Annotated in this window: 18 protein-coding genes; 12 read left to right on the top strand and 6 right to left on the bottom strand. The window is 71.9% G+C overall.

What is annotated here, in order from left to right:
- Positions 1-288: 288 nt before the first annotated feature.
- Positions 289-1,290 (top strand): hypothetical protein, encoded by a 1,002-nt coding sequence (locus tag EES42_RS03410; protein WP_124716583.1) that lies wholly within the window; start codon positions 289-291, stop codon positions 1,288-1,290.
- Between the two features lie 24 nt (positions 1,291-1,314).
- Here the strand turns inward: EES42_RS03410 and EES42_RS03405 are convergent, their stop codons facing one another.
- Positions 1,315-3,447, bottom strand: a complete 2,133-nt coding sequence (locus EES42_RS03405) for a S9 family peptidase (protein ID WP_124716582.1) — start codon at positions 3,445-3,447, stop codon at positions 1,315-1,317.
- Between the two features lie 223 nt (positions 3,448-3,670).
- On the opposite strand from EES42_RS03405, the gene EES42_RS03400 reads away from it, so the two are divergent.
- From EES42_RS03400 to EES42_RS03360, 8 genes are all read left to right on the top strand, one after another.
- Entirely contained in the window at positions 3,671-3,865 is a 195-nt protein-coding gene (locus EES42_RS03400; protein WP_093896879.1) for a hypothetical protein, read from the top strand.
- Positions 3,866-3,942: 77 nt separating this feature from the next.
- Positions 3,943-4,842, top strand: a complete 900-nt coding sequence (gene mshB, locus EES42_RS03395; protein ID WP_124716581.1) for an N-acetyl-1-D-myo-inositol-2-amino-2-deoxy-alpha-D-glucopyranoside deacetylase — start codon at positions 3,943-3,945, stop codon at positions 4,840-4,842.
- On the top strand, positions 4,839-5,285 hold the full coding sequence (locus EES42_RS03390) for a DUF6113 family protein (RefSeq protein WP_124716580.1): 447 nt from the start codon (positions 4,839-4,841) through the stop codon (positions 5,283-5,285). Before mshB ends, EES42_RS03390 begins: the two co-directional genes overlap by 4 nt.
- Positions 5,286-5,623: 338 nt before the next feature.
- Positions 5,624-7,762, top strand: coding sequence for a hypothetical protein (locus EES42_RS03380; RefSeq protein ID WP_241196220.1), 2,139 nt, complete (start codon positions 5,624-5,626; stop codon positions 7,760-7,762).
- A gap of 175 nt (positions 7,763-7,937) precedes the next feature.
- A complete protein-coding gene (locus EES42_RS03375; protein WP_124716579.1) occupies positions 7,938-8,873 on the top strand; it encodes an ABC transporter ATP-binding protein in 936 nt (311 codons plus the stop codon).
- Positions 8,870-9,610 (top strand): ABC transporter permease, encoded by a 741-nt coding sequence (locus tag EES42_RS03370; protein ID WP_124716578.1) that lies wholly within the window; start codon positions 8,870-8,872, stop codon positions 9,608-9,610. The genes EES42_RS03375 and EES42_RS03370 overlap by 4 nt, the downstream gene beginning before the upstream one ends.
- The gene (locus EES42_RS03365; protein WP_124716577.1) at positions 9,607-10,785 is read left to right on the top strand and encodes a sensor histidine kinase; all 1,179 of its coding nucleotides are present in this window, start codon (positions 9,607-9,609) and stop codon (positions 10,783-10,785) included. The genes EES42_RS03370 and EES42_RS03365 overlap by 4 nt, the downstream gene beginning before the upstream one ends.
- Complete coding sequence (locus EES42_RS03360) at positions 10,782-11,393, top strand: response regulator transcription factor (RefSeq protein WP_124716576.1); 612 nt, start codon at positions 10,782-10,784, stop codon at positions 11,391-11,393. Before EES42_RS03365 ends, EES42_RS03360 begins: the two co-directional genes overlap by 4 nt.
- A gap of 55 nt (positions 11,394-11,448) precedes the next feature.
- Here the strand turns inward: EES42_RS03360 and EES42_RS03355 are convergent, their stop codons facing one another.
- The gene (locus tag EES42_RS03355) at positions 11,449-11,754 is read right to left on the bottom strand and encodes a hypothetical protein (protein WP_124716575.1); all 306 of its coding nucleotides are present in this window, start codon (positions 11,752-11,754) and stop codon (positions 11,449-11,451) included.
- A gap of 224 nt (positions 11,755-11,978) precedes the next feature.
- Here EES42_RS03355 and EES42_RS03350 point away from each other — a divergent pair, with 224 nt between their 5' ends.
- A complete protein-coding gene (locus EES42_RS03350) occupies positions 11,979-12,743 on the top strand; it encodes an SDR family NAD(P)-dependent oxidoreductase (protein WP_124716574.1) in 765 nt (254 codons plus the stop codon).
- 139 nt (positions 12,744-12,882) lie between these two features.
- Here EES42_RS03350 and EES42_RS03345 read toward each other — a convergent pair whose 3' ends face one another.
- Positions 12,883-13,491 (bottom strand): TetR/AcrR family transcriptional regulator, encoded by a 609-nt coding sequence (locus tag EES42_RS03345; RefSeq protein ID WP_124716573.1) that lies wholly within the window; start codon positions 13,489-13,491, stop codon positions 12,883-12,885.
- A gap of 172 nt (positions 13,492-13,663) precedes the next feature.
- Between EES42_RS03345 and EES42_RS03340 the strand changes: the two genes are divergently transcribed.
- Positions 13,664-14,212, top strand: coding sequence for a DUF3558 family protein (locus tag EES42_RS03340; RefSeq protein ID WP_124716572.1), 549 nt, complete (start codon positions 13,664-13,666; stop codon positions 14,210-14,212).
- A gap of 150 nt (positions 14,213-14,362) precedes the next feature.
- On the opposite strand, the gene EES42_RS03335 is transcribed toward EES42_RS03340, so the two are convergent.
- The 3 genes from EES42_RS03335 to EES42_RS03325 form a co-directional block, all read right to left on the bottom strand.
- Positions 14,363-16,135, bottom strand: coding sequence for a coagulation factor 5/8 type domain-containing protein (locus tag EES42_RS03335; protein ID WP_124716571.1), 1,773 nt, complete (start codon positions 16,133-16,135; stop codon positions 14,363-14,365).
- A gap of 300 nt (positions 16,136-16,435) precedes the next feature.
- Complete coding sequence (locus EES42_RS03330) at positions 16,436-17,950, bottom strand: FG-GAP-like repeat-containing protein (protein WP_124716570.1); 1,515 nt, start codon at positions 17,948-17,950, stop codon at positions 16,436-16,438.
- A gap of 121 nt (positions 17,951-18,071) precedes the next feature.
- Positions 18,072-18,791 carry a class F sortase gene (locus EES42_RS03325; protein WP_124716569.1) on the bottom strand — a complete coding sequence of 240 codons (720 nt, stop codon included), beginning with the start codon at positions 18,789-18,791 and terminating at the stop codon, positions 18,072-18,074.
- Between the two features lie 295 nt (positions 18,792-19,086).
- On the opposite strand from EES42_RS03325, the gene EES42_RS44565 reads away from it, so the two are divergent.
- On the top strand, positions 19,087-19,624 hold a 538-nt coding region (locus tag EES42_RS44565), incomplete at its 3' end, for a hypothetical protein (RefSeq protein ID WP_206433353.1).

Raw genomic sequence — 19,624 nt, 5'->3', positions numbered from 1 at the left:
GTCGGACGGGGAGGGCGAGGCGTCGGACGGGGAGGGCGGGGCGTCGGATGGGGAGGGCGGGGCCGCGCCGTCCGGGAGCTCGCGGGCCGGCTGACCGCCCCGTTAACGCGCGGGCAATCCGTCCGTCTCGCGGCCGAGACACGGACCGGCCAGCATGGTCGGCGTACGGCCGTGCGGGTGCCGTGTACCGGCCGGGAGGCCGTCAAGTCCTCCCGGCCGGTCGCCTGTTGACGCACCACGCCGGTGAACCCCTTGTCCGGTCGGCGGGGACGGTGGAGTATCGCTCGGGTGATACTCACTCGGGGGGCAAGGGTCACAGGAGCCGTTCTCTGCGCCGCGCTCGCGCTGATCGTCGCGGGCTGGGTCGTACGGGACGTCAGGGCGGCCGACGGCATCGAGCACTTGTGGCACTACTGGGCCGGGTTCCGCGACGCCCGGATGTCGCTGGGGCCGACCACTTCGCCGTACGACGTGGTGCTGTGCGTGGTGTATCTCGCCGTGGCCGTCGCGGCCCTGCGGTCCTCGGTGGCCGGCGCCGCGCTGGTCGCCGCCGGAGTGCTCACGCTCGTGGTGCGGCTGCCCGGACTCTGGAACATCGGCCAGCCCCGGATGGACACCCGGTTCGTCGACGACCTGCGCACCCGTGCCCTGCTCTGCGCCTTCGCGTCGCTCGCGGCGGGCATCGCGCTGATCATCACCGCAGCGGCCGGCCGCCGGGCACCGCACGACCCCTCCGAAACCGTCCCGGCCCGGCCGGGGCAGGGCGCGGGGGTGATCGCCTTTCTCTTCCTCGGCGCGGCGGGAGCGGTCACTATCGCCTGGGAGATCCGCCAGGCGGTGCGGATCCCCTCCATCTACCCCGACTGGTTCCTCGGCGGGGACCGGATCTTCCAGGGGCTCACCGACCCGCCGCCCGGCTGGTTCACGGCCGTCCTGGCGCTGCTCTGCCTGTTCGCGGCGGCGAGCGCGCTGGTCCGCGCCGTGCCCGCCCGGCCGTTCGGCCTGATCGCCGCCGCTCTGCTGCTGGGCGCCGGCGGGCTGGGAGTGGCCCGGTCGGTGCACGAGAAGCTGCTGGAGAACTTCGCCGATCTGCCGATCGAGGTCCAGCTCACCGTGGCGACCGGGTTCTTCGAGGTGCTCGCCGGAGCGGCGGTGCTGCTGGCGCTGGCCCTGCCGGGCCCGGCCGCACCCCCGTCCCTGCCCGGCCAGGGCTACGGACAGGGGTACGGCTATCCGCGCCCCGGCGTCTTCGGGCCGCCGCCTCCGTCCCAGCCGCCGCCCGGCTGGTGACGGGGAGGGGCACCCGACAGCCTCTCAGCCGAGCAGCCCCAGCGACCGCTTCAGGAAGTCGACCTGGAGCAGCAGCAGATTCTCCGCCACCTGCTCCTGCGGGGTCATGTGCGTCACCCCGCTGAGCGGCAGCACCTCGTGCGGGCGCCCGGCCGAGAGCAGCGCCGACGAGAGCTTGAGCGAGTGCGCGACCACCACGTTGTCGTCCGCGAGACCGTGCACGATCATCATCGGACGCACCTGTTCGGCGGCCTCCGAGAGCCCCTCGTCGGTGATCACCGAGTTGTGCGCGTACACCTCGGGCTGCTTCGCCGGGTCGCCGAGATAGCGCTCGGTGTAGTGGGTGTCGTACAGCCGCTGGTCGGTCACCGGGGCGCCGACCACCGCCGCGTGGAAGATCTCGGGCCGGCGCGTCACGGCCAGCGCCGCCAGGTATCCGCCGAACGACCAGCCGCGGATCGCGACCTTGCCGAGGTCCAGCGGGAACCGCCCGGCCAGCGCCTGCAACGCCTCGACCTGGTCGTCCACGGAGAGCACCAGGTTGTTCTTGACCGCCTTCTCCCAGCCGGGTGAACGCCCCTGCATGCCCCGGCCGTCCGCGACCACGACCGCGAAGCCCTGGTTCGCGAACCACTGCGACGTCAGATGCGGATTGAGGGCGGCGACCACCCGGCGGCCGTGCGGTCCGCCGTACGGATCCATCAGTACCGGCAGCGGCCCGTCCGACTCCTCGTACCCCTCGGGGAGCAGCACGGCGCACGGAATTCGCCGTGCGCCCCCCTCGGTGAGTCGCACCCGGGCGGAGAGGACCGGCTCCTCGGCGTGGCTCGCCACGGTCGCGATCCGCCTGCCGTCCCGGACCACCTCGACCCGGGCCCCGGAGCGGTCGAGGGAGTGGCTGACCAGCACCGTCACCCCGCCCGCGCGGACCGCGGAGTGCACCCCGACCCCTTCGGACACTCGTTCTACGCCCAGTTCGTTGACCCGGTACACATGGGTCTCGCCGATCTCCGGTTCGGCCGCCTCCTCACCGGCCGAGGCCGACACCAGGATGTCCGATTCCCCGATGTCCAGGACCGACTTGAGCTGCAACTGCGCCCCGGTCAGCAGCCGGTCGCCGACCGCGAGCACCCGGGCCCCGCCCTCGTCCGCGATCCGCACCAGCCGGCCGTCCGGCGCCCAGGCGGGCACTCCGGGGAAGATTTCCAGCCATACCGGATCCTCGTCGGCATGCACCGTACGGGTCGAACCGGTCTCCGGGTCCACCGCGAGGAAGAGATGGCTCTGCTGGTCACGGGACTGCACCAGCAGCAGCGGCGCCCCGTCCGACGACCAGTGCACCTGCGCCAGATAGGGGTGGCGTGCCCGGTCCCAGACCACTTCGGTACGGGCGCCGTCCAGGCCCAGCACGAAGAGCCGCACATCGGCGTTGGGCGTCCCCGCCGCCGGGTAGGCGACCTCGGCGGGCCTGCGGTCCGGGTGCGCGGGGTCCGAGATCCACCACCGCTGCACGGGGCCGTTGTCGACCCGGGCGACCAGCAGCCGGTCCGACTCCGGAGACCACCAGAAGCCCCGCGAACGCTGCATCTCCTCGGCCGCGATGAACTCCGCGAGACCGTACGAGACATCGTCCCCGTCCGGCTCGGCGAGCGCCCGGTCACCGTCGCCGTCGGCACCCACGACGCGCAACGCACCCTTGGACACATATGCGATGTGTCGTCCGTCCGGTGACGGTCGCGGGTCGATCACCGGGCCCGGAACCGGCAGCGCACGGGCCGTGCCCGCCCGCAGTCCGGCGACGTACACCTTCCCCGAGAGCGCGAAAGCGGCCAACTCGGCGGCCGCGTCCACCGCGTAGCCGACGATCCCCGAGGAGCCCTCACGGCTGCGCTCGCGCCGGGCCCGCTCCTGCGCCGACAGCCGCTCCGCCGAACCGCCCAGCAGGGCCTCGGGGTCGGCGACCACCCGCTCCTCCAGGGCGCCGTCCTTGGACAGATCCAGCACCAGCAACCGGCCCGACCGGTCCGTACCGGAGGCCGACCGCAGGAAGATCACCCGCTCACCGTCGGGCGAAACGGTGAACGACCTCGGGGCGCCGAGGGTGAATCGCATGGTCCTGGCGTGCTGACGGGGAAACGAGATCTGCTGGGAAGTCATGTACCGAACCTAGTCCCTTCCGTTCGGACCGGGCCGGGCCCGACGGGCCCGATCCGGACGGGCGGCACCGGTCACCGACCGCCCGGTCGTGCGCCCCTCGTGCTGCTGTGCCCCGATCAATGCGTTGCGACGGATAGTTATGATCCGTAGCGCTCGGTGGGTATGAACCTGCTGGCTCCATGTGTGCTGCCCGTCCCGACCGTACTGATGGAGGTGAACCGCCGTGGCACTCTCGATTTCGGCGGTGGTGCTGCTGGCGATCGTCGTCTTCCTGCTGATCCGGAAATCCGGACTGAAGGGCGGACATGCGGTGGTCTGCGCACTGCTCGGTTTCTATCTCGCCAGCTCGTCGATCGCGCCGAGCATCTCGAACCTGACCACGAATGTGGCGGGCATGATCGGAAGCCTCAAGTTCTGAGGCCCGGCCCGTCGGCGGTCGGTGCGCGGTGGTGACGCGGGCGGTGATCGGTGCGCCCGGCTCGTAGGGTGGTCCCCATGACGGACCATCCCGCCCGGCGCCTCCTCCTGGTGCACGCGCACCCCGACGACGAGTCGATCAACAACGGCGCCACCATGGCCAAGTACGCGGCCGAGGGTGCCCAGGTCACCCTGGTGACCTGCACGCTCGGTGAGGAGGGCGAGGTCATCCCGCCCTCCCTCGCCCATCTCGCGGCCGACCGGGACGACACCCTGGGCCCGTACCGCCGGGGTGAGCTCGACGCGGCGATGAAGGAGCTGGGGGTCACCGACCACCGGCTCCTCGGCGGCCCCGGGCGCTTCCGCGACTCCGGAATGATGGGTGCCGAACAGAACCACCGCCCCGGCGCCTTCTGGGCCGCCGACGTGGACGAGGCCGCCGGACACCTGGTGGAGGTGATCCGCTCGGTGCGCCCGCAGGTCCTCGTCACCTACGACCCCGACGGCGGCTACGGACACCCCGACCACATCCAGGCGCACCGTGTCGCGATGCGTGCCGCGGACCTCGCCGCCGACCCCGGACACCGCACCGGGGCCGGTGCCCCGCACACCGTCGCCAAGATCTACTGGAACCGGGTGCCCCGCTCGGTCGCCGAGGAGGGCTTCGCCCGCCTCCGGGAGACCGCGCCGGACGCCTTCCCGGGCATCGCCGCCATCGACGACGTACCGGGCGTGGTCGACGACTCCAGGATCACCGCGCGGATCGACGGCTCGGCCCACGCCGCCGCCAAGAGCGCCGCGATGCGGGCGCACGTCACCCAGATCGCCGTGGACGGCCCCTTCTTCGCCCTCTCCAACGACCTCGGCCAGCCCGTCTTCACCACCGAGTACTACGAGTTGGTGCGCGGCGAATCCGGAGCCCCCCGGGGGGTCCGGGAGGACGACCTGTTCGCGGGCGTCGCGGGAGCGGAGCGATGAGCGGCGGCAAGCAGCGCGCGCCGCGCCCCTCGACCCCCTCCGGCTCCACCGCGGCCACCGGTCTCGCCGCCCCCCTCGACCCCGGCCGGATCGCCGCCTACGTGGGCCTCGCCGTGCTGGGCGCGCTGGTCGGGATCGCCGGGGCGCTCGTCCAAGCCGCCTGGTTCCCCGCCGGATTGCTGCTCGCGCTGCTGGCCGCCGCCGGGCTCTTCCACGGTGGGCGCCGGCTCTTCGGCACCCAGCTCGGAGCCCTGGCACCCGCTGCGGGATGGCTGATTTCGATCGTCGTTCTGTTGGGCGGACGCCCGGAAGGCGACTATGTCTTCGGCGACGAACTCGGCCTCACTCTCTTCATGCTGGGCGGGATGGCCGTCGCTGTGATCTGTGCCACCATGTCGCGGTCGCCCCAACAGGGTGCCGACAGCGGCCGACCTGGCAGGTAATGGGACACGTCCGTTCCCGTGATGCCTCCGGTCCGTCCGGCGTCCGCGCGGCCGTTTCCCCCGGTCGCGGGGTGTCCGTCGGCGGCGGCCAGTATGGTGGTTCGCGCGCCTGGAAGGGCGCTGAAGATCTTGACCGGGCTTGTGGCGCCTGGCACGCACATCTGTGGCGTTACCGAAACGCCCCGATAGCTCCGCTAAGAGGACGCTCCGGCGCCTTGCAGCTGCACGCGCCGGGTGCCACTCCCCGATCCGGCCAAGATTTCCAGCATCCTCCTGGCCGTCCCCAGGCCTGCGCATGGGGGAAGTACGGGCGGCGGAGCCAATCGGGAGAACCTGCTTTGAGTCGTGAAACTGACAGTTCGTCCTCCGGGCCCCAGGGGCGCGGAGGAGCCGCGTACCCCTCGGGGACGCCGCCGTACGGATCCCGCCAGTATCCGTCGCTGCACCCTTCGCAGGATGCCCCGGAGGAGGCCCCGGAGCCTGCGGAGCCGTCCCGCTCCGAGGAGCCGAGGACCGAGACGACGCTGACGACGCGCATCCGGATCAACATCCCGGGCTCGCGGCCGATCCCGCCCGTCGTCATGCGTACGCCCGTGGGCGGCGCCGACGGCGCCGACGCCGAGCGCACCGGCAGCATCCCGCGCCCCGGTTCGCCCGCGGCGGACGGTGCGCCGGCCGCGTCCGACACCGCGCCGGCCGCCGAGGCCCGGACCGATTCCGCGAGCGCGGAACCGTCCGCCGAGAAGCCGGCCAGGGAGAAGAGCGGCAGCGACTGGTTCGCCCCGCGCAAGCCCCCCACGAACACCTCGGTCGCGGGCGGTACGTCCGGCGGCGGTACGGCCGGTGGCGCCGAGGGCATCAGGGGTGCCACGCCCACGCCGCCCGCCCCGCCCCGCGCCGATCTGCCGTACTTCTCGGACGGCCCGCAGCGCGCCGGCGACCAGGGCGCGCCCGGCCCCGACGACTTCGGGACCGGTGGGCCCGCGTCCGGCGGCCCGCACCCGACGCCGAACCTCGGGGTACGCACCCCCGGCCCCGCCGGACCCACCACGGGCCCGGTCACCGGGACTTCGTCCCTCACGCCGAACCTGGGCGGACCGGGCGGACCCGGCGGCCAGGGCCCCATGGGTTCCGGCCCCATGGGTTCCGGCTCCGGTCCGATGGGCTCCGGCCCCGGCCCGGTGGGTCCGGGCGGTCCGGCGGGCCCGCAGGGGCCCGGCGCCCCCGGTGGCCCGCCGCGGATGTCCGACGACACCGCGGTGCTCACGCCGCAGTTCGCGGCCCCGGCCCCCTCCGGCCCCGGCGGCAACGTCTCCGGTGACACGCTCACCAGCGGCATCCCCGTCGTACCGCCGGAGCGCCGGGCACCGTCCCTGTTCCCGGGCAAGCCCGGTGCCGGCGGCCCCGATGGGCCGTCCCGCGGTCCGGACGACCCGATGGGCACCGGACCGGCCGGGCCCGGCGGTCCCGCCGCCGCGTCGCCCGTCCCCGCCCCGCGTCCCGAACCGGCGCCCGCGCCCGCGAAGAAGCAGGGCCGCTCCAAGCTGGTCCTCCTCGGCGTCGGTGTCGTCGCGCTGCTCGGTGTCGCGTACGGCGCCGGGCTGCTGATGAACCATTCCGACGTGCCCAAGGGCACCACCGTCCTCGGCGTCGACATCGGCGGCGGCACGAAGGAAGAGGGCGTCACCAAGCTGGACGCGGCCCTCGGCAAGCGCGCCGTGGCCCCCCTCCAGCTGTCGGTGGACGGCAGGAAGACCCAGCTCGTACCGGACAAGGCCGGGCTCGCCCTGGACAGCCAGGAGACCGTGCGCTCGGCGGCCGGCAGCGACTACAACCCGGTCTCCGTCATCGGCTCGCTGTTCGGCGGCAAGCGCGTCGTCGACCCGGTGATCCCGGTCGACAAGGAGAAGCTCGGCGTCGCGCTGACGGACCTGGCGGGCGTCTCCGGCTCGGCCAACGACGGCACGATCAAGTTCGAGCCGGGCAAGGCCGTCGCCGTACCCGGGAAGTCGGGCAAGACGCTGGACGTCAACCAGTCGATGACCTCGGTGCGCGACGCGTACCGCGCCCAGGTGCAGACCGGCCGGACGAAGGTCGTCCAACTGCCCGTCACCACCAGCGAACCCACCATCGACCAGGCCGAACTGGACCGGGCGATGAAGGAGTTCGCGAAGCCCGCGATGTCCGGCCTGATCACCATCAAGGCGGGCCCCAAGCAGATCCAGTTCGGCCCGGCCAAGTCGCTGCCGCAGATCCTCTCGATGGTGCCGATCAAGGGACGGCTGATCGAGCACTACGACAAGAAGGCCATCGACACCCTCTGCGACGGCGTCTTCGACGGCATCATGATCACCAAGGGTGACGGCAAGAAGCACCAGCTCGGCGCGGACGACGTGGCACACGCCATGCAGACCGCACTGCTCGGCAAGACCCCCGCCGAGCGGACCGTCGTCATCGAGCTCGACGGCAACGGCTGACCGCCGCCCCGCCGAACGCACCGCCCGCCCCCGACCGGACCCCCGGCCGGGGGCGGCGCCGTGTCCGGACCACGGCCCCGGCAGCGGAGTCATGCGCACCGCATGACATCTGTCATCCCGTTTCCACGACCGGCGGCCCTGCCGCGGCCACCCCCTCCTCCGCCACGCTTGACGCATGACAACGACAACCGCCGAGGCCACCGGAGCGAGGACCGCCGCGGTCCGCTTCGACCAGGTCAGCAAGGCATACGGAGCCGTACGCGCCGTCGACGGGCTCACCCTCGATCTGCACCCCGGCGAGACCGTGGCGCTCCTCGGCCCCAACGGCGCCGGGAAGTCCTCCACCCTGGATCTGCTGCTGGGGCTGCGCACCGCCGACTCCGGTTCGGTCCAGGTGTTCGGTACGACCCCGCAGGACGCCATCGCCGCGGGCCGGGTCGGCGCGATGCTCCAGACCGGCGGCCTGATGGAGGACGTCACGGTCAAGGAGCTGGTCGGCCTCGCCTGTGACCTGCACCCCAAGCCGTTCCCGGTGGCGGAGGTGCTCTCCCGCGCCGGGATCGCGCAGATCGCCGACCGGATGGTCAACAAGCTCTCCGGCGGCCAGGAACAGCGCGTCCGCTTCGCGCTGGCCACCGCCGGCGCCAACGACCTGATCGTCCTCGACGAGCCGACCACCGGCATGGACGTCACCGCCCGGCAGGCCTTCTGGGCCACCATGCGCGAACAGGCCGAGCAGGGCCGTACCGTCCTGTTCGCCACCCACTACCTCGAAGAGGCCGACGCGATCGCCGACCGCGTCCTCGTCCTGCACAAGGGCCGGCTGCTCGCCGACGGCACCGCCGCCGAGATCAAGGCGAAGGCCGGGGCCCGCCGGATCTCCTTCGAGCTTCAGGGCCCGGTCGACGAAGCGGCTCTGCGCGGGCTGCCGTTCCTCGCCGCGCTCGACATCACCGGCAACCGGGTCCGGATCCAGTCGCACGACGCCGACGCCACCGTCCACGCCGTGTACGGACTCGGCCTCTACCCGCGCGAACTCGAAGTCGCCGGACTCGGCCTGGAGCAGGCCTTCGTCGCCATCACCGAGGCCGAGGAGGCCAGGACCGCATGAACACACTGATCAGGCTCGAAGTCACCCGCACCCTGCGGAACAAGAAGTTCATGTTCTTCTCGGTGATCTACCCCTCGGTGATCTACCTGCTCATCTCCGGCACCCAGAACACCACCGACCGGATCCCGCACACCGAACTCACCTTCCAGGCATTCTTCATGGTCTCGATGGCCTCCTTCGGAGCGCTGACCGCCGTCCTCATGGGCAACAGCGAACGCATCGCCAAGGAGCGCGAGAAGGGCTGGGTCCGCCAGCTGCGGCTCACCGCACTGCCCAGCCGCGGCTACATCCTGGCGAAGATCGCCAGCGCGGCGACGGTCACCCTGCCCTGCATCGTGGTGGTCTTCCTGGTCGCCGCCGCCGTCAAGCACGTACGGGTCGAGACCTGGCAGTGGTTCGCGCTGGCCGGGGTCATCTGGGCCGGTTCGCTGGTCTTCGCCGCGCTCGGCGTCGCCATCGGCTACCTCGCCAGCGGGGACGCGGTCCGCCCGCTCACCATGATCATCTACTTCGGGCTCTCCATCCTCGGCGGCCTGTGGATGCCCAGCGCGACCTTCCCGCAGTGGCTCCAGAACATTTCCGAGTGGCTGCCGACGCACGCGTACGCTTCTCTCGGCCAGGCGATCGAGATGGGCGGATCGCCGCACGCCAAGGACGTCGCCATCCTCTGCGCCTACTTCCTGGTCTTCGCGGGCGGCGCGGCCTGGCTCTACCGGAAGGACACCCTGAAGGCGTGAACGACGACGTGACGTCCGTGGGCCTCGGGAGCCCGCCCACGAACCGCAAGCAGTTCTGGATCAAACTGCTCTGGATCGGCATCTGGCTCGCGTTCATGAGCGCCCCGGTCAAGGACCTGGCCGACGGCAACCACACCCCCTGGGCGACGGCGCTCGGCACGCTCGGCCTGCTGACCTTCGTCGGTGCCTACCTGCTGCTGGTCTTCCGCCACACGACCAAGCCCCTGGACCGCCGTCTGCTCCACTCCGCGATCGCCTTCCTCGGCCTCCTGTCCGTCGTCCTCACCCTGACGCTCGGCACCCCGTGGCTGGTGCTCTTCGTGTACGTGGCGGTCTCTGTCGGGGCCACCCTGCCGCTGCGGACGTCCCGTTGGCTCATCCCCGTCGTCACGGCCGTCCTGGTCGGCATCGGCCTGACCGGCGACCACCCCCGCGAGGTCATCACCGCCCTGGTCTTCCCGGCGCTGCTCGGCGGCTTCTCGATGACCGGCGTACGGCAGCTGATCCGTACCACCATCGAGCTGCGCGAGGCCCGGGCGACCGTCGCCCAGCTCGCCGCCAACGAGGAACGGCTCAGGCTCGCCCGCGATCTGCACGACCTGCTCGGCCACTCGCTCTCCCTGATCACGCTCAAGAGCGAACTGGCCGGACGGATGCTCCCGGACCACCCGGAGCAGGCGGCGGCCCAGGTCGCGGACATCGAACAGGTCAGCCGCCAGGCTCTGATCGACGTACGCGGCGCGGTCACCGGCTACCGCCGGCCGACCCTCCCCGGCGAACTCGCGGGCGCCCGTACCGCACTCGCCGCCGCGGGCATCACGGCCGACGTTCCGGCCGAGGCCCCCGACGACGTCCCCGAGAAGCCGGAGGAGGTGCTCGCCTGGGCGCTGCGGGAGGCGGTCACCAACGTCGTACGGCACAGCGGGGCCCGGCACTGCACGGTCACCCTCGCCCCGCGCCAGACCCTGGACGGCAGGCTCCTCGAACTCACCGTCTCCGACGACGGCGTCGGCCCCTCCGGCACGAAGCCGGGCAACGGCCTCACCGGCATCGGCGAACGCCTCGCCACGGTCGACGGCACGCTGCGGACCTCGGCCGGCAACTCCGGTTCCGGTAAAGGCTTCACCCTGACCTTGAGTGTTCCGCTGGAATCCGGCCTAGGATCCACGGAATGAGCATGATCAGACTTCTCCTGGCCGAGGACCAGTCCATGGTGCGCGAGGCCCTCGCCGCGCTCCTCGGTCTGGAACCCGACATCGAGGTGGTGGCCCAGGTCGCCCGCGGGGACGAGGTACTGGCCGCCGCCCACGAGCACGACATCGACGTGGCGCTCCTGGACATCGAGATGCCGGGCATGACCGGCATCGACGCGGCGGCCGTCCTGCAGCGCGAACTCCCGGCCGTGAAGGTCGTCGTCGTCACCACCTTCGGCCGCCCCGGCTATCTGCGCCGGGCGATGGAGTCGGGCGCCGACGCCTTCCTGGTGAAGGACGCCCCGGCCTCCCAGCTGGCCGCCGCGGTACGCAAGGTGCTCGCCGGGGAACGCGTCATCGACCCCACTCTCGCGGCGGCGGCACTGGCCGACGGGGCGAGCCCGCTCACCGAGCGGGAGCGCGATGTGCTGCGCACGGCGGCGGACGGCTCCACCAACGCGGAGATCGCGGCCGCCCTCCACCTCTCGCAGGGGACGGTCCGCAACTACCTCTCCATGGCGATCCAGAAGCTGGCGGCCCGCAATCGCGCCGAGGCGGTCCGTATCGCCCGCGAGAAGGGCTGGCTGTAGCCCGCCGGGACGGTTCGGGCGAGGGGGGCCGCCGGGCCTGCCGCGCCGGGTGCGGTCAGTTTTCGTCCATGTAACGCCAGTTGATCGAAGCCGTGGCAGCGGGCGCGACGGTGCGGACGCGTTCCTGGAGCGCGCCTTCGAAGTGCGGGCGCCACGCGTAGAAGCGGCTGATGCCGATCGGGTAGTCGGTCTCGCCGGTGATCCAGTGCCGTCCGTCCTGGATGCTCCAGCCCAGGGCGACCTCGTGGTCCCGCAGGCCCTCCTCGGCCAGCAGTTCGGCGAGCGCGCTCAGCACGGAATTGGTCTGTGGTTCGTCGGCCAGCCCGGCCACCTCGAAATTGAACATGATGTTGACGCCCATGAGTTGATGCTAGCGCCGCCGGGCCGCATGGGCCGCCGGGCCGCATGGGCCGCCGGGCCGCGCGCCGTCGCGCCGTCGCGCCGGAAGTTTTGGACTTGCAGGTCCAATTCTGTCGTCGCACAGTGGCACTCCGCCCTGGCTTTCCAGGGCCCCCGGCCGGTCGAACACGGTATGCGGTTCGGTCGTGCGGGTTCATGGCGAAGGACCGAGCAATGGAGTGGACCATGTCGACGCGCCTTGAGGGCAGGACCGCGCTGGTGACCGGAGCGACCAGCAACATCGGACGGGCCATCGCGGAGGCGTTCGCCGCCGAGGGGGCCCACGTCGTCGTCTCGGGCCGCAGTGCCGGACGCGGCAAGGAGGTCGTCGACGGCATCCGCGCCCGCGGCGGCCGCGCCGACTTCGTGCGGGCCGCGCTGGACGGCAGCGCCGCCGCCTCGCAGGCGCTGGCCCGGGAGGCGACACGGGTCCTCGGCGGCCGCATCGACGTCCTGGTCAACAACGCGGGCATCTACCCCGGGGACACCACGGCGGCCACCGACGAGAAGACCTTCGACCAGGTCTACGCGGTCAACGTGAAGGCCCCGTTCTTCCTCACCGCGTCCGTCGCGCCCGCCATGGCGGAGGCGGGCGGCGGGGCGATCATCAACCTGGGCTCCTGGATCGCACGGCTGGGCGTTCCGGTCGGCGCCCTCTACAGCTCCACCAAGGGCGCCATGGAGACCCTGACCCGGGCCTGGGCGGCGGAGTTCGGGCCGCAGGGCGTACGCGTGAACGCGATCTCGCCGGGCGTCGTGCTGGCGCCCGCCGCCGGTGAGAGCCACTCCGCCGAGGTCATGATGAAGGGCACCCCCGCAGGCCGGATGGGTACTCCCGACGCCATCGCGAACGCCGCCGTCTACCTGGCCGGCGACGAGTCGTCCTTCGTGCACGGCATCGTGCTCGACGTCGACGGCGGCCGCACCGCCGTCGCCGTCATCGCCGGCTGACCCGCTCCATCGCCCCGGCCGGGGCCGCCGCGCGAACCGCCCCGGGCCGCCGCGCGAACCGGCCGAGGTCACCGACCGAACCGGCCGAGGTCACCGAGCGCCCCGGCACGGTCACCGACCGAACCGGCCGGGCGCCGGCTCACGCCACCGCGTCGCCTGCGCGGCGCAGGTCCGCGATCCCCTGGTGGAGGGCGGCGCGCAGATGGGTGGACCGGCCCGTCGACAGCAGGATCGACACGCCACCCTGGATCGCGGCCAGCAGTGCGGCGGCCCTGGCGTCGACATCGAGCCCGGCGGGAAGCCGGCCGTTCGCCTGGAGCGAGCGGATGCCCGCCGCCAGGCTCTCCTGCCAGCGGCGCATCAGCTCGATCACGATCGCCCGCGCCCCGGGCGTCGAGCGCCCGATCTGAAGGAACAGCGAACCGAGCGGGCACTCGTCCCCCTGGGCCTCGTAGCGCTCGATCACCACATCGCGCCATTGCTCCCAGGCCTCCCACGAGTCCAGGCGGCCCAGATACGGCTGCTGGTCCTCCAGGACGTGATCCGCCTCGAACTGTGCGACGGCGACGAGCAGTTCGTCCTTGCCGGCCGGGAAGTAATGGAACAGCTGGCTCTTGCTGGTGCGGGTCCGCGCCATGATGTCGTCCAGCGTCGCCGAAGCGACGCCTCTCTCCCGCAGCACCGCCGCGGCCCCCTCGACGATCCGGCTCCGGGTCGCCCTTCCCTTCGCCGTCAGCTCCCCGCGCACGATCCGCCTCCTACGAATGGACTGATGAGTCCACTGTATTCGCGCCCGGACCGGTCCCGATCCCCTGATGCGGCAACGGCGGAGTCGCTACGGTGGATCCGCCGACCCGCCTCCGTGCCGATGCGGGACCCGACCTCGGCGTGGGACACGACGAACCATGAGGAGTGGGTTGATGAGGGGCCGGGATCTGCTGATCGCCTGCATAGCGCTGATGACCGTGGGCGGAGCGCTCACCGCCTGCTCGTCCGAACCGCCGCCGCCCGCGCCGCGCCCCTCCGGCATCGCGCAGATCAAGGCGTGCGACTTCTTCACGAAGGACGAACTCGACGAGTACCAGCTCCACGACGCCGCCCGGCTCACTTCCTCGGCCGACTGCATGTGGCAGGGCACGAAGTTCTTCGAGGGCGCGAGTACCGCCCTGGTCCTGACGCTCCGGGACTCGTCCGCCGACAAGGTGTTGGCGGCCCTCGGCACGTCCGCCGGGGAGAAGTTCTCCGAGCGGCCCGCGGTCGACGGCCGCCGGGTCTGGCGGAACACGACACCCGGCACGGACGTCAGCTGCGCACTCCTCTTCGAGATCGACGGCTCCTCGTCCGCCGAGCTGAAGCTCTCGGAGTTCCTGGGTGTGTCCGATGTCGAGCCCACCCAGCAGGACCTCTGCAAGGGCCTGGACGAACTCGCCCCACGGGTCGAGGGGAAGCTGCCCGCCGTCCGCGGCTGACGGAGCCCCGTGCACGAGCGGCCCGGCAGCGCAGTCACATGATTCTGCACCGCGACCCGGAACGGCCGTACGTGGGGCCCGGCGCACCGACCGCACGGCGGGGCCCGGCCGTCGCGACGACCGGGCCCCGCCGCGTACGCGCTCCCGGCGCTACGGGAACGACACCACCTGCGACGGAACGGTGTCCGAACCCGAGGTGGGCGAGCCCGTGCCGTTGATGACGTGTTCGTACTGTCCCTTGCCGCCGAGCGAGACCACCAGCAGGTCGTGGAACTTCACCCCGGGCTTCACCGGCGCCTGGAATCCGTGGTCCTGACGGATCGTCGGATCGACGTTGAAGTAGCAGTAGCTGCCCAGACCCCAGCCCTCGTGCCGGTTCACCGAGTCGTCGACCTTGTAGGCCGCGAACCCCTTGGTGTCGCCGTTCTGGATGGCGGCCTGATCGGGGGCGTCGTACGCCTTCTCGTTCTGGAAGAAGATCGTCCGGCCGTTCTCGCCGGACCACCGGACGTCGTACTTGTTGAAGTGCTCGACGAACAGGCCGGTCGCCAGGACGTTGTCACCGTTGACCTGGAGGCCGTGATCCGCCCGGTTGGTCTCCCAGCCGACGCCCTCGCCGTGGTCGGCGCGCCAGAGCCAGGTGTGGTCGATGATCGTGTCGTTGCTGTTGATCACCATGGCGGAGGTGGCCCGGCCGGCGCCCGCGCCGCCGACCCGCACGAACACGTCCTGGAGCGATGTCGGGTTGTCCGCGTGGCTCGCGGTCGCGCCCTTCGGGCCGATCTCGATCAGAGTGTCCGAGTTGGTGGGACCGGCGTCCACGAGCAGACCGGCGAGCTTCACACCGTCCACATCGCCGGTCCTGATGGCCGTGACCCCGTTGTCCGGGACGACCGTGGCGAGCCCCAGACCGAGCACCACGGTGTCGGCGCGGTCGATCTCGATGGTCCGGTCCACGTGGTGGACACCGGGCGTGAACAGCAGGTGCAGGCCCTGCTCCACCGCGGCGTTGATGGTCTCCGCGCTCGCGCCGGGCTTCACCACGTAGAACCGGTCCAGCGGTATCGACTCGCCCTGCGGTGTGCCGTTGCCCCATGAAGTGCCGCGCGCGTCGGTGCGCTTGGCGGGCACGAACACCTTGTACGCGTCCCCGTCGAGGTAGAGGAACGGCTTCTCGCGCGACACGGGGGTGGTGTCGAGCGTGGTGTACGGGGGTTCCGGGAAGCTCTGTGCGGGCGCGCCCTCGACGCCGGAGAACGTCATGTTCCAGACCCCGTTGTTCCAGCCGCCGACCGAGCTGTCCCGGGTGTACCACTGCTGCTGCGAGTACGGCGCGACCTGGCCGTCGATCCTGCTGTCGGCGATGTAGCCGCCGCTCGCCCAGCCGTAGCCGTCGGGTGCGAGATTCAGCCCGCCCCTGACGTGCATCCGGCGGAACGGCGCGGCCTGGGCGACGGCCCAGCGGTCGGTGCCGTTCACCGGGTTGAGGGCCAGATTCTCCGCCGACCGCCAGAAATTCTGGGTCGCGTTCCCGCCGAACCATCCGGCGTCGACCGTCACATCGCCGTTGAACGTGGTGTCGTCCGGGTTCAGCCCGAGACCGGCGATCGAGGTGTAGAAGCCGATCTGCGCGTTGATGTTGTTGTACGTGCCCGGCTTGAAGAACAACGCGTAGCGGCCGTCACCGAACTGCGCCGACTCCTGCCTCTTGAAGACTTCGTCGACCTTGCCCTGGATGTCGGGTGTGGAGGGGTCGAAGACCAGGACGTTGGGGCCCAGGTCGCCACCGCCGACGATCTCCTGCGCGTCCTGACCGTAGGCGGCCGGGGCGGTGGGGGCGGAGATGAGCAGTGCGGCGGCGATCGCGGCGAATCCGAGGATCCGGTTCCGGCGGCGCGGGGGTGCTGTGGGGGGAGCCTGCATGAGGACACTTCTCCTGAGTCGTGGTTCGAGTGCACGACGAACTACCGCGAGAGCGCTCTGAGAGCGCTCTCGTAGTGGGACTCGATGGTTCCGCCGCCGCGCGGGGAACGTCAAGAGGTGTGCACCGGCGGTCGCGCCGAATCGGCTTGTGCGCAACAACTAACGCCAGGAGAAAGGCAATTGACCCGTTCTGGGGTCAGTTCACCGGGGGCGTGGGTTCAGAGGATGACGCCCGGCCGGTCCGGGAGGGGCGGGGAAGGGCCGGCCTCGTACAGCCGCTGCGCCCCGCCCCCCGTACGGTCAGTCGGTCAGCGTCTCGCTGAACTGGGACGGGCCGGTCGGGGCGCCGATCGTGGCCGCGCCGAACGAGACGGAACCCTTGGCGATGATGCCGGTGGCATCCGTACCGAAGATCCACAGGGCGCCCCGGCTGCCGTTCTCCGTCGGGTCGCCGACCACCATTTCCGCCCGGCCTTTGCCGTCGTAGTCGCCCAGCGCGAGCGCCCCGCCGAACTGGTCGCCCGCCTCGGCGACCCCCGGAACCCCGGCCGTGTACTGGCCGAACTCCTTGGAACCCGCACCGCTCACGCCCTTCGGGCCGCCCTTGAGGACCAGGACCCGGCCGGCCTCGCGGATGCCGTTGATCCCCTCGCCCGGCAGGCCCGTGGCGATGTCGGGATAGCCGTCGCCGTCCGTGTCGCCCAGCGCCAGGCTGTAGCCCATCAGGTCGTGGGCCTCGGCGGTGCCCGAGATGCCTTCGGAGTCCTGGTTGATCCAGACGGGCTTGCGGGTGGTGCTCTGCCCCTTCGGCCCGCCGTACGAGATGAACAGCGCGCCGCCCTTCTGCGCCGGGTTGGTCAGGTGCGTCGATCCGTCGCCGTGCCCGATGACGATGTCCCCGTGGCCGTCCTTGTCCAGGTCGGCGATGCCCACGGAGGTGCCGCCGACACCGGCTCCGTCCGCGTCCTTGATCTCGACCGGGGCGGAGAGCCCGGTGCGACCGCCCTTCAGCAGATACGTGTGCTGCTGCCACGGGTCGTCCGGGCCGAAGCCGAGGATCACCAGATCGCCCACGCCGTCGCCGGTCACGTCGCCGACGGCGGTCTCCGAGATGTCGAGCAGGTCGGTGCCCTCGACCGAGAACGAACCGATCCTGCTCCACTTGCCGGTGCGGTCGATCGGACCGTGCAGGATGTGGCCACCGAGCCGTGCGTCGTGCACCGCGACGTCGGCGATGCCGTCACCGTCGACGTCGCCCACGGCCAGGTCGCCGAAGCCGTAGGCCTGGTCACCGGGGACGGGCTTGAGGAGCATGGCGTTCTTCGAAAGGCCGGACGGGCCGCCCCAGTTGACGGTCAGCACCGTGCCCTTTTCGCCGTTGGCCCGGTACGCCCAGGGGCGGCTGACGAGATCCGCGTAGCCGTCGCCGTCAAGGTCGCCGCTGCGCAGGTTCTTGCCGTAGCGGGCGTCCTCGGGGTTGCTGATGCCCGGGCGGTCCGGCCAGGTCAGCACTTGCTTGTGGGCGGAGGACAGGCCGCCGGGTCCGCCGAAGAGGACGCTTACGGCGCCCGCGCCGCTCTCCGGGTCGCCGAGGGCGGCCATGGGGGCGCCCACGGCGACATCGGGGTAGCCGTCGCCGTTGAAGTCGTCGTGCAGGCGCTTCGGGCTCGGGGTGCCTGCCGCGGGCGCGGACGACTGCGCCGTGGGGGCGGACGACCTTGCGGCGGCGTGGCCGGCGGGCGCCGCGACGGCCCCGGCGACCAGGACGATGCCGGTCGCTACGGCCAGGCGGCGGCGGTGGGAGAGAGCGGGCATGTCGGTCAACTCCGGTGCTCGGAACGTGAGTCGGGGCAGTGCGGGATGAGCTCCCGTACTGCCCCGTACGACCCGGCGGCCCGGCGGATGGTTGTGCCGCACCAACGGCGGCCGTCGTCGGTCAGCCCTTCTTGAAGGTGTCGAGGTGGGCGAAGGCCACCACGTTGTCCTCGTAGTCCTTCGCGGTCTTGTTGTACGCGCCGCCGCAGGTGATCAGGCGCAACTGGGCGGAGTTGGTGTCGGCGTAGACCCGGTCGTCCGGGAACTTCGCCTTGCTGAACTGCTCGACTGAGTCGACCTTGAACGTGGCGACCGAGCCGTCCGCGCGAGTGATGTCGACCTTGGCCCCGGGCTTGAGGTACTGGAGCTGGAGGAAGACGGCGGGGCCGGTCATCGTGTCGACATGGCCGGCCACGATCGCGGAACCCCGCTCGCCGGGGGTGGCGCCGTCCTTGAACCAGCCGACCAGGTTGTTGTCGTTGGGGGGCGGCGCGTCCAGCTGACCGGTGGCGCCGATGGAGAGCTCGGTGAACGGTGCGTTCACGCCGATGTCCGCGATCCGCAGACGCTCCGGTACGGAACGCTCCATCGCCGGGCCGACGGTGGCCTTGGACGAGGTCACGGGGGCGGGTGCGGCGTGGGAGCCGAGGACCTCGGGTGCGGCGGACGAGACGGCGGCGGGCGAGGCCGGCGGCTTGTCGTCGACCGAGGTGCCGAAGGAGTTGTAGATCAGGACCATGCCGAGCCCGGCTGTCACGGCGGGCCACATCAGGGCGCGGCCCAGTGTGGTTCGGGGGGCAGTCCGGGTGGGGGTGGAGCCGGTCGACTGCGGGGCGGCCATGGGAACGTGCCTTTCGGTTGTGCGGTGTCGAGGGGGAGAGCGGGGGGAGGGGGAGGAGGTCCGGGCTTATCCGGGGCTTATCAGGGGGGAAACGCAGCCGCCGCGGCCGCCGCCCCGAGGGGCAGCGGCCGCGACAACGAAACGACCGGCCGGTGGTTCGGCCCGGTCAGGCCATCGCGCCACCCGTCGACTGGCGGCGGCGCAGCTTGTACGCGCCGACGCCGACACCGCCGAGCAGCAGCGCCGAGCCGGCGGCCAGACCGCCACCGGTCATCGCCATGCCGCCACCACCGGCGTGCACGCCACCACGGGGCCGGTCGCCGCCACGGTCGCCGCCGTAACCGCCACGGTCGCCGCCGTAGCCACCACGGTCGCCGCCGCGGTCGCCGCCGTAACCACCGCGGTCTCCACCACGGTCGCCGCCGCGGTCGCCGCCGCGACCGCCTTCGTCGTCACTGGTGATCACGGAGGCCATGAAGCCGCCGCCGGCGTGGACGCCGCCGTAGGGGCGGTCGCCGCCGCGGCCACCCTTGTCGCCGCCGTAGCCACCGCGGTCGCCGCCACGGTCGCCGCCGCGGTCGCCGCCACGGCCACCCTCGTCGCCACCACGGTCGCCGCCACGGCCACCTTCGTCGCCGCCGCGGTCGCCGCCGCGGCCGCCCTCGTCGTCACTGGTGATCACAGTGGCCATGAAGCCGCCGCCGGCGTGGACACCACCACGCGGACGGTCGCCGCCGCGGCCACCCTCGTCGCCGCCGCGGCCACCCTCGTCGCCGCCGCGGTCTCCACCACGGTCGCCGCCACGGCCACCTTCGTCGCCGCCGCGGCCGCCG

This window comes from Streptomyces sp. ADI95-17 (assembly GCF_003846175.1).
In the GTDB taxonomy this organism is placed as follows: Bacteria; Actinomycetota; Actinomycetes; order Streptomycetales; family Streptomycetaceae; genus Streptomyces; species Streptomyces sanglieri.
Note: the sequence above shows the minus strand (reverse complement) of the source record. Positions and strands in the feature narration are given on the sequence as shown.

What these genes read in the sequence shown, in the direction of transcription:
- EES42_RS03405 (WP_124716582.1), bottom strand. Translation starts at nt 3,447, where the DNA reads ATGACTTCCCAGCAGATCTCGTTTCCCCGTCAGCACGCCAGGACCATG.
- mshB (WP_124716581.1), top strand. Translation starts at nt 3,943, where the DNA reads ATGACGGACCATCCCGCCCGGCGCCTCCTCCTGGTGCACGCGCACCCC.
- EES42_RS03390 (WP_124716580.1), top strand. Translation starts at nt 4,839, where the DNA reads ATGAGCGGCGGCAAGCAGCGCGCGCCGCGCCCCTCGACCCCCTCCGGC.
- EES42_RS03375 (WP_124716579.1), top strand. Translation starts at nt 7,938, where the DNA reads ATGACAACGACAACCGCCGAGGCCACCGGAGCGAGGACCGCCGCGGTC.
- EES42_RS03370 (WP_124716578.1), top strand. Translation starts at nt 8,870, where the DNA reads ATGAACACACTGATCAGGCTCGAAGTCACCCGCACCCTGCGGAACAAG.
- EES42_RS03360 (WP_124716576.1), top strand. Translation starts at nt 10,782, where the DNA reads ATGAGCATGATCAGACTTCTCCTGGCCGAGGACCAGTCCATGGTGCGC.
- EES42_RS03355 (WP_124716575.1), bottom strand. Translation starts at nt 11,754, where the DNA reads ATGGGCGTCAACATCATGTTCAATTTCGAGGTGGCCGGGCTGGCCGAC.
- EES42_RS03350 (WP_124716574.1), top strand. Translation starts at nt 11,979, where the DNA reads ATGTCGACGCGCCTTGAGGGCAGGACCGCGCTGGTGACCGGAGCGACC.
- EES42_RS03340 (WP_124716572.1), top strand. Translation starts at nt 13,664, where the DNA reads ATGAGGGGCCGGGATCTGCTGATCGCCTGCATAGCGCTGATGACCGTG.
- EES42_RS03335 (WP_124716571.1), bottom strand. Translation starts at nt 16,135, where the DNA reads ATGCAGGCTCCCCCCACAGCACCCCCGCGCCGCCGGAACCGGATCCTC.
- EES42_RS03330 (WP_124716570.1), bottom strand. Translation starts at nt 17,950, where the DNA reads ATGCCCGCTCTCTCCCACCGCCGCCGCCTGGCCGTAGCGACCGGCATC.
- EES42_RS03325 (WP_124716569.1), bottom strand. Translation starts at nt 18,791, where the DNA reads ATGGCCGCCCCGCAGTCGACCGGCTCCACCCCCACCCGGACTGCCCCC.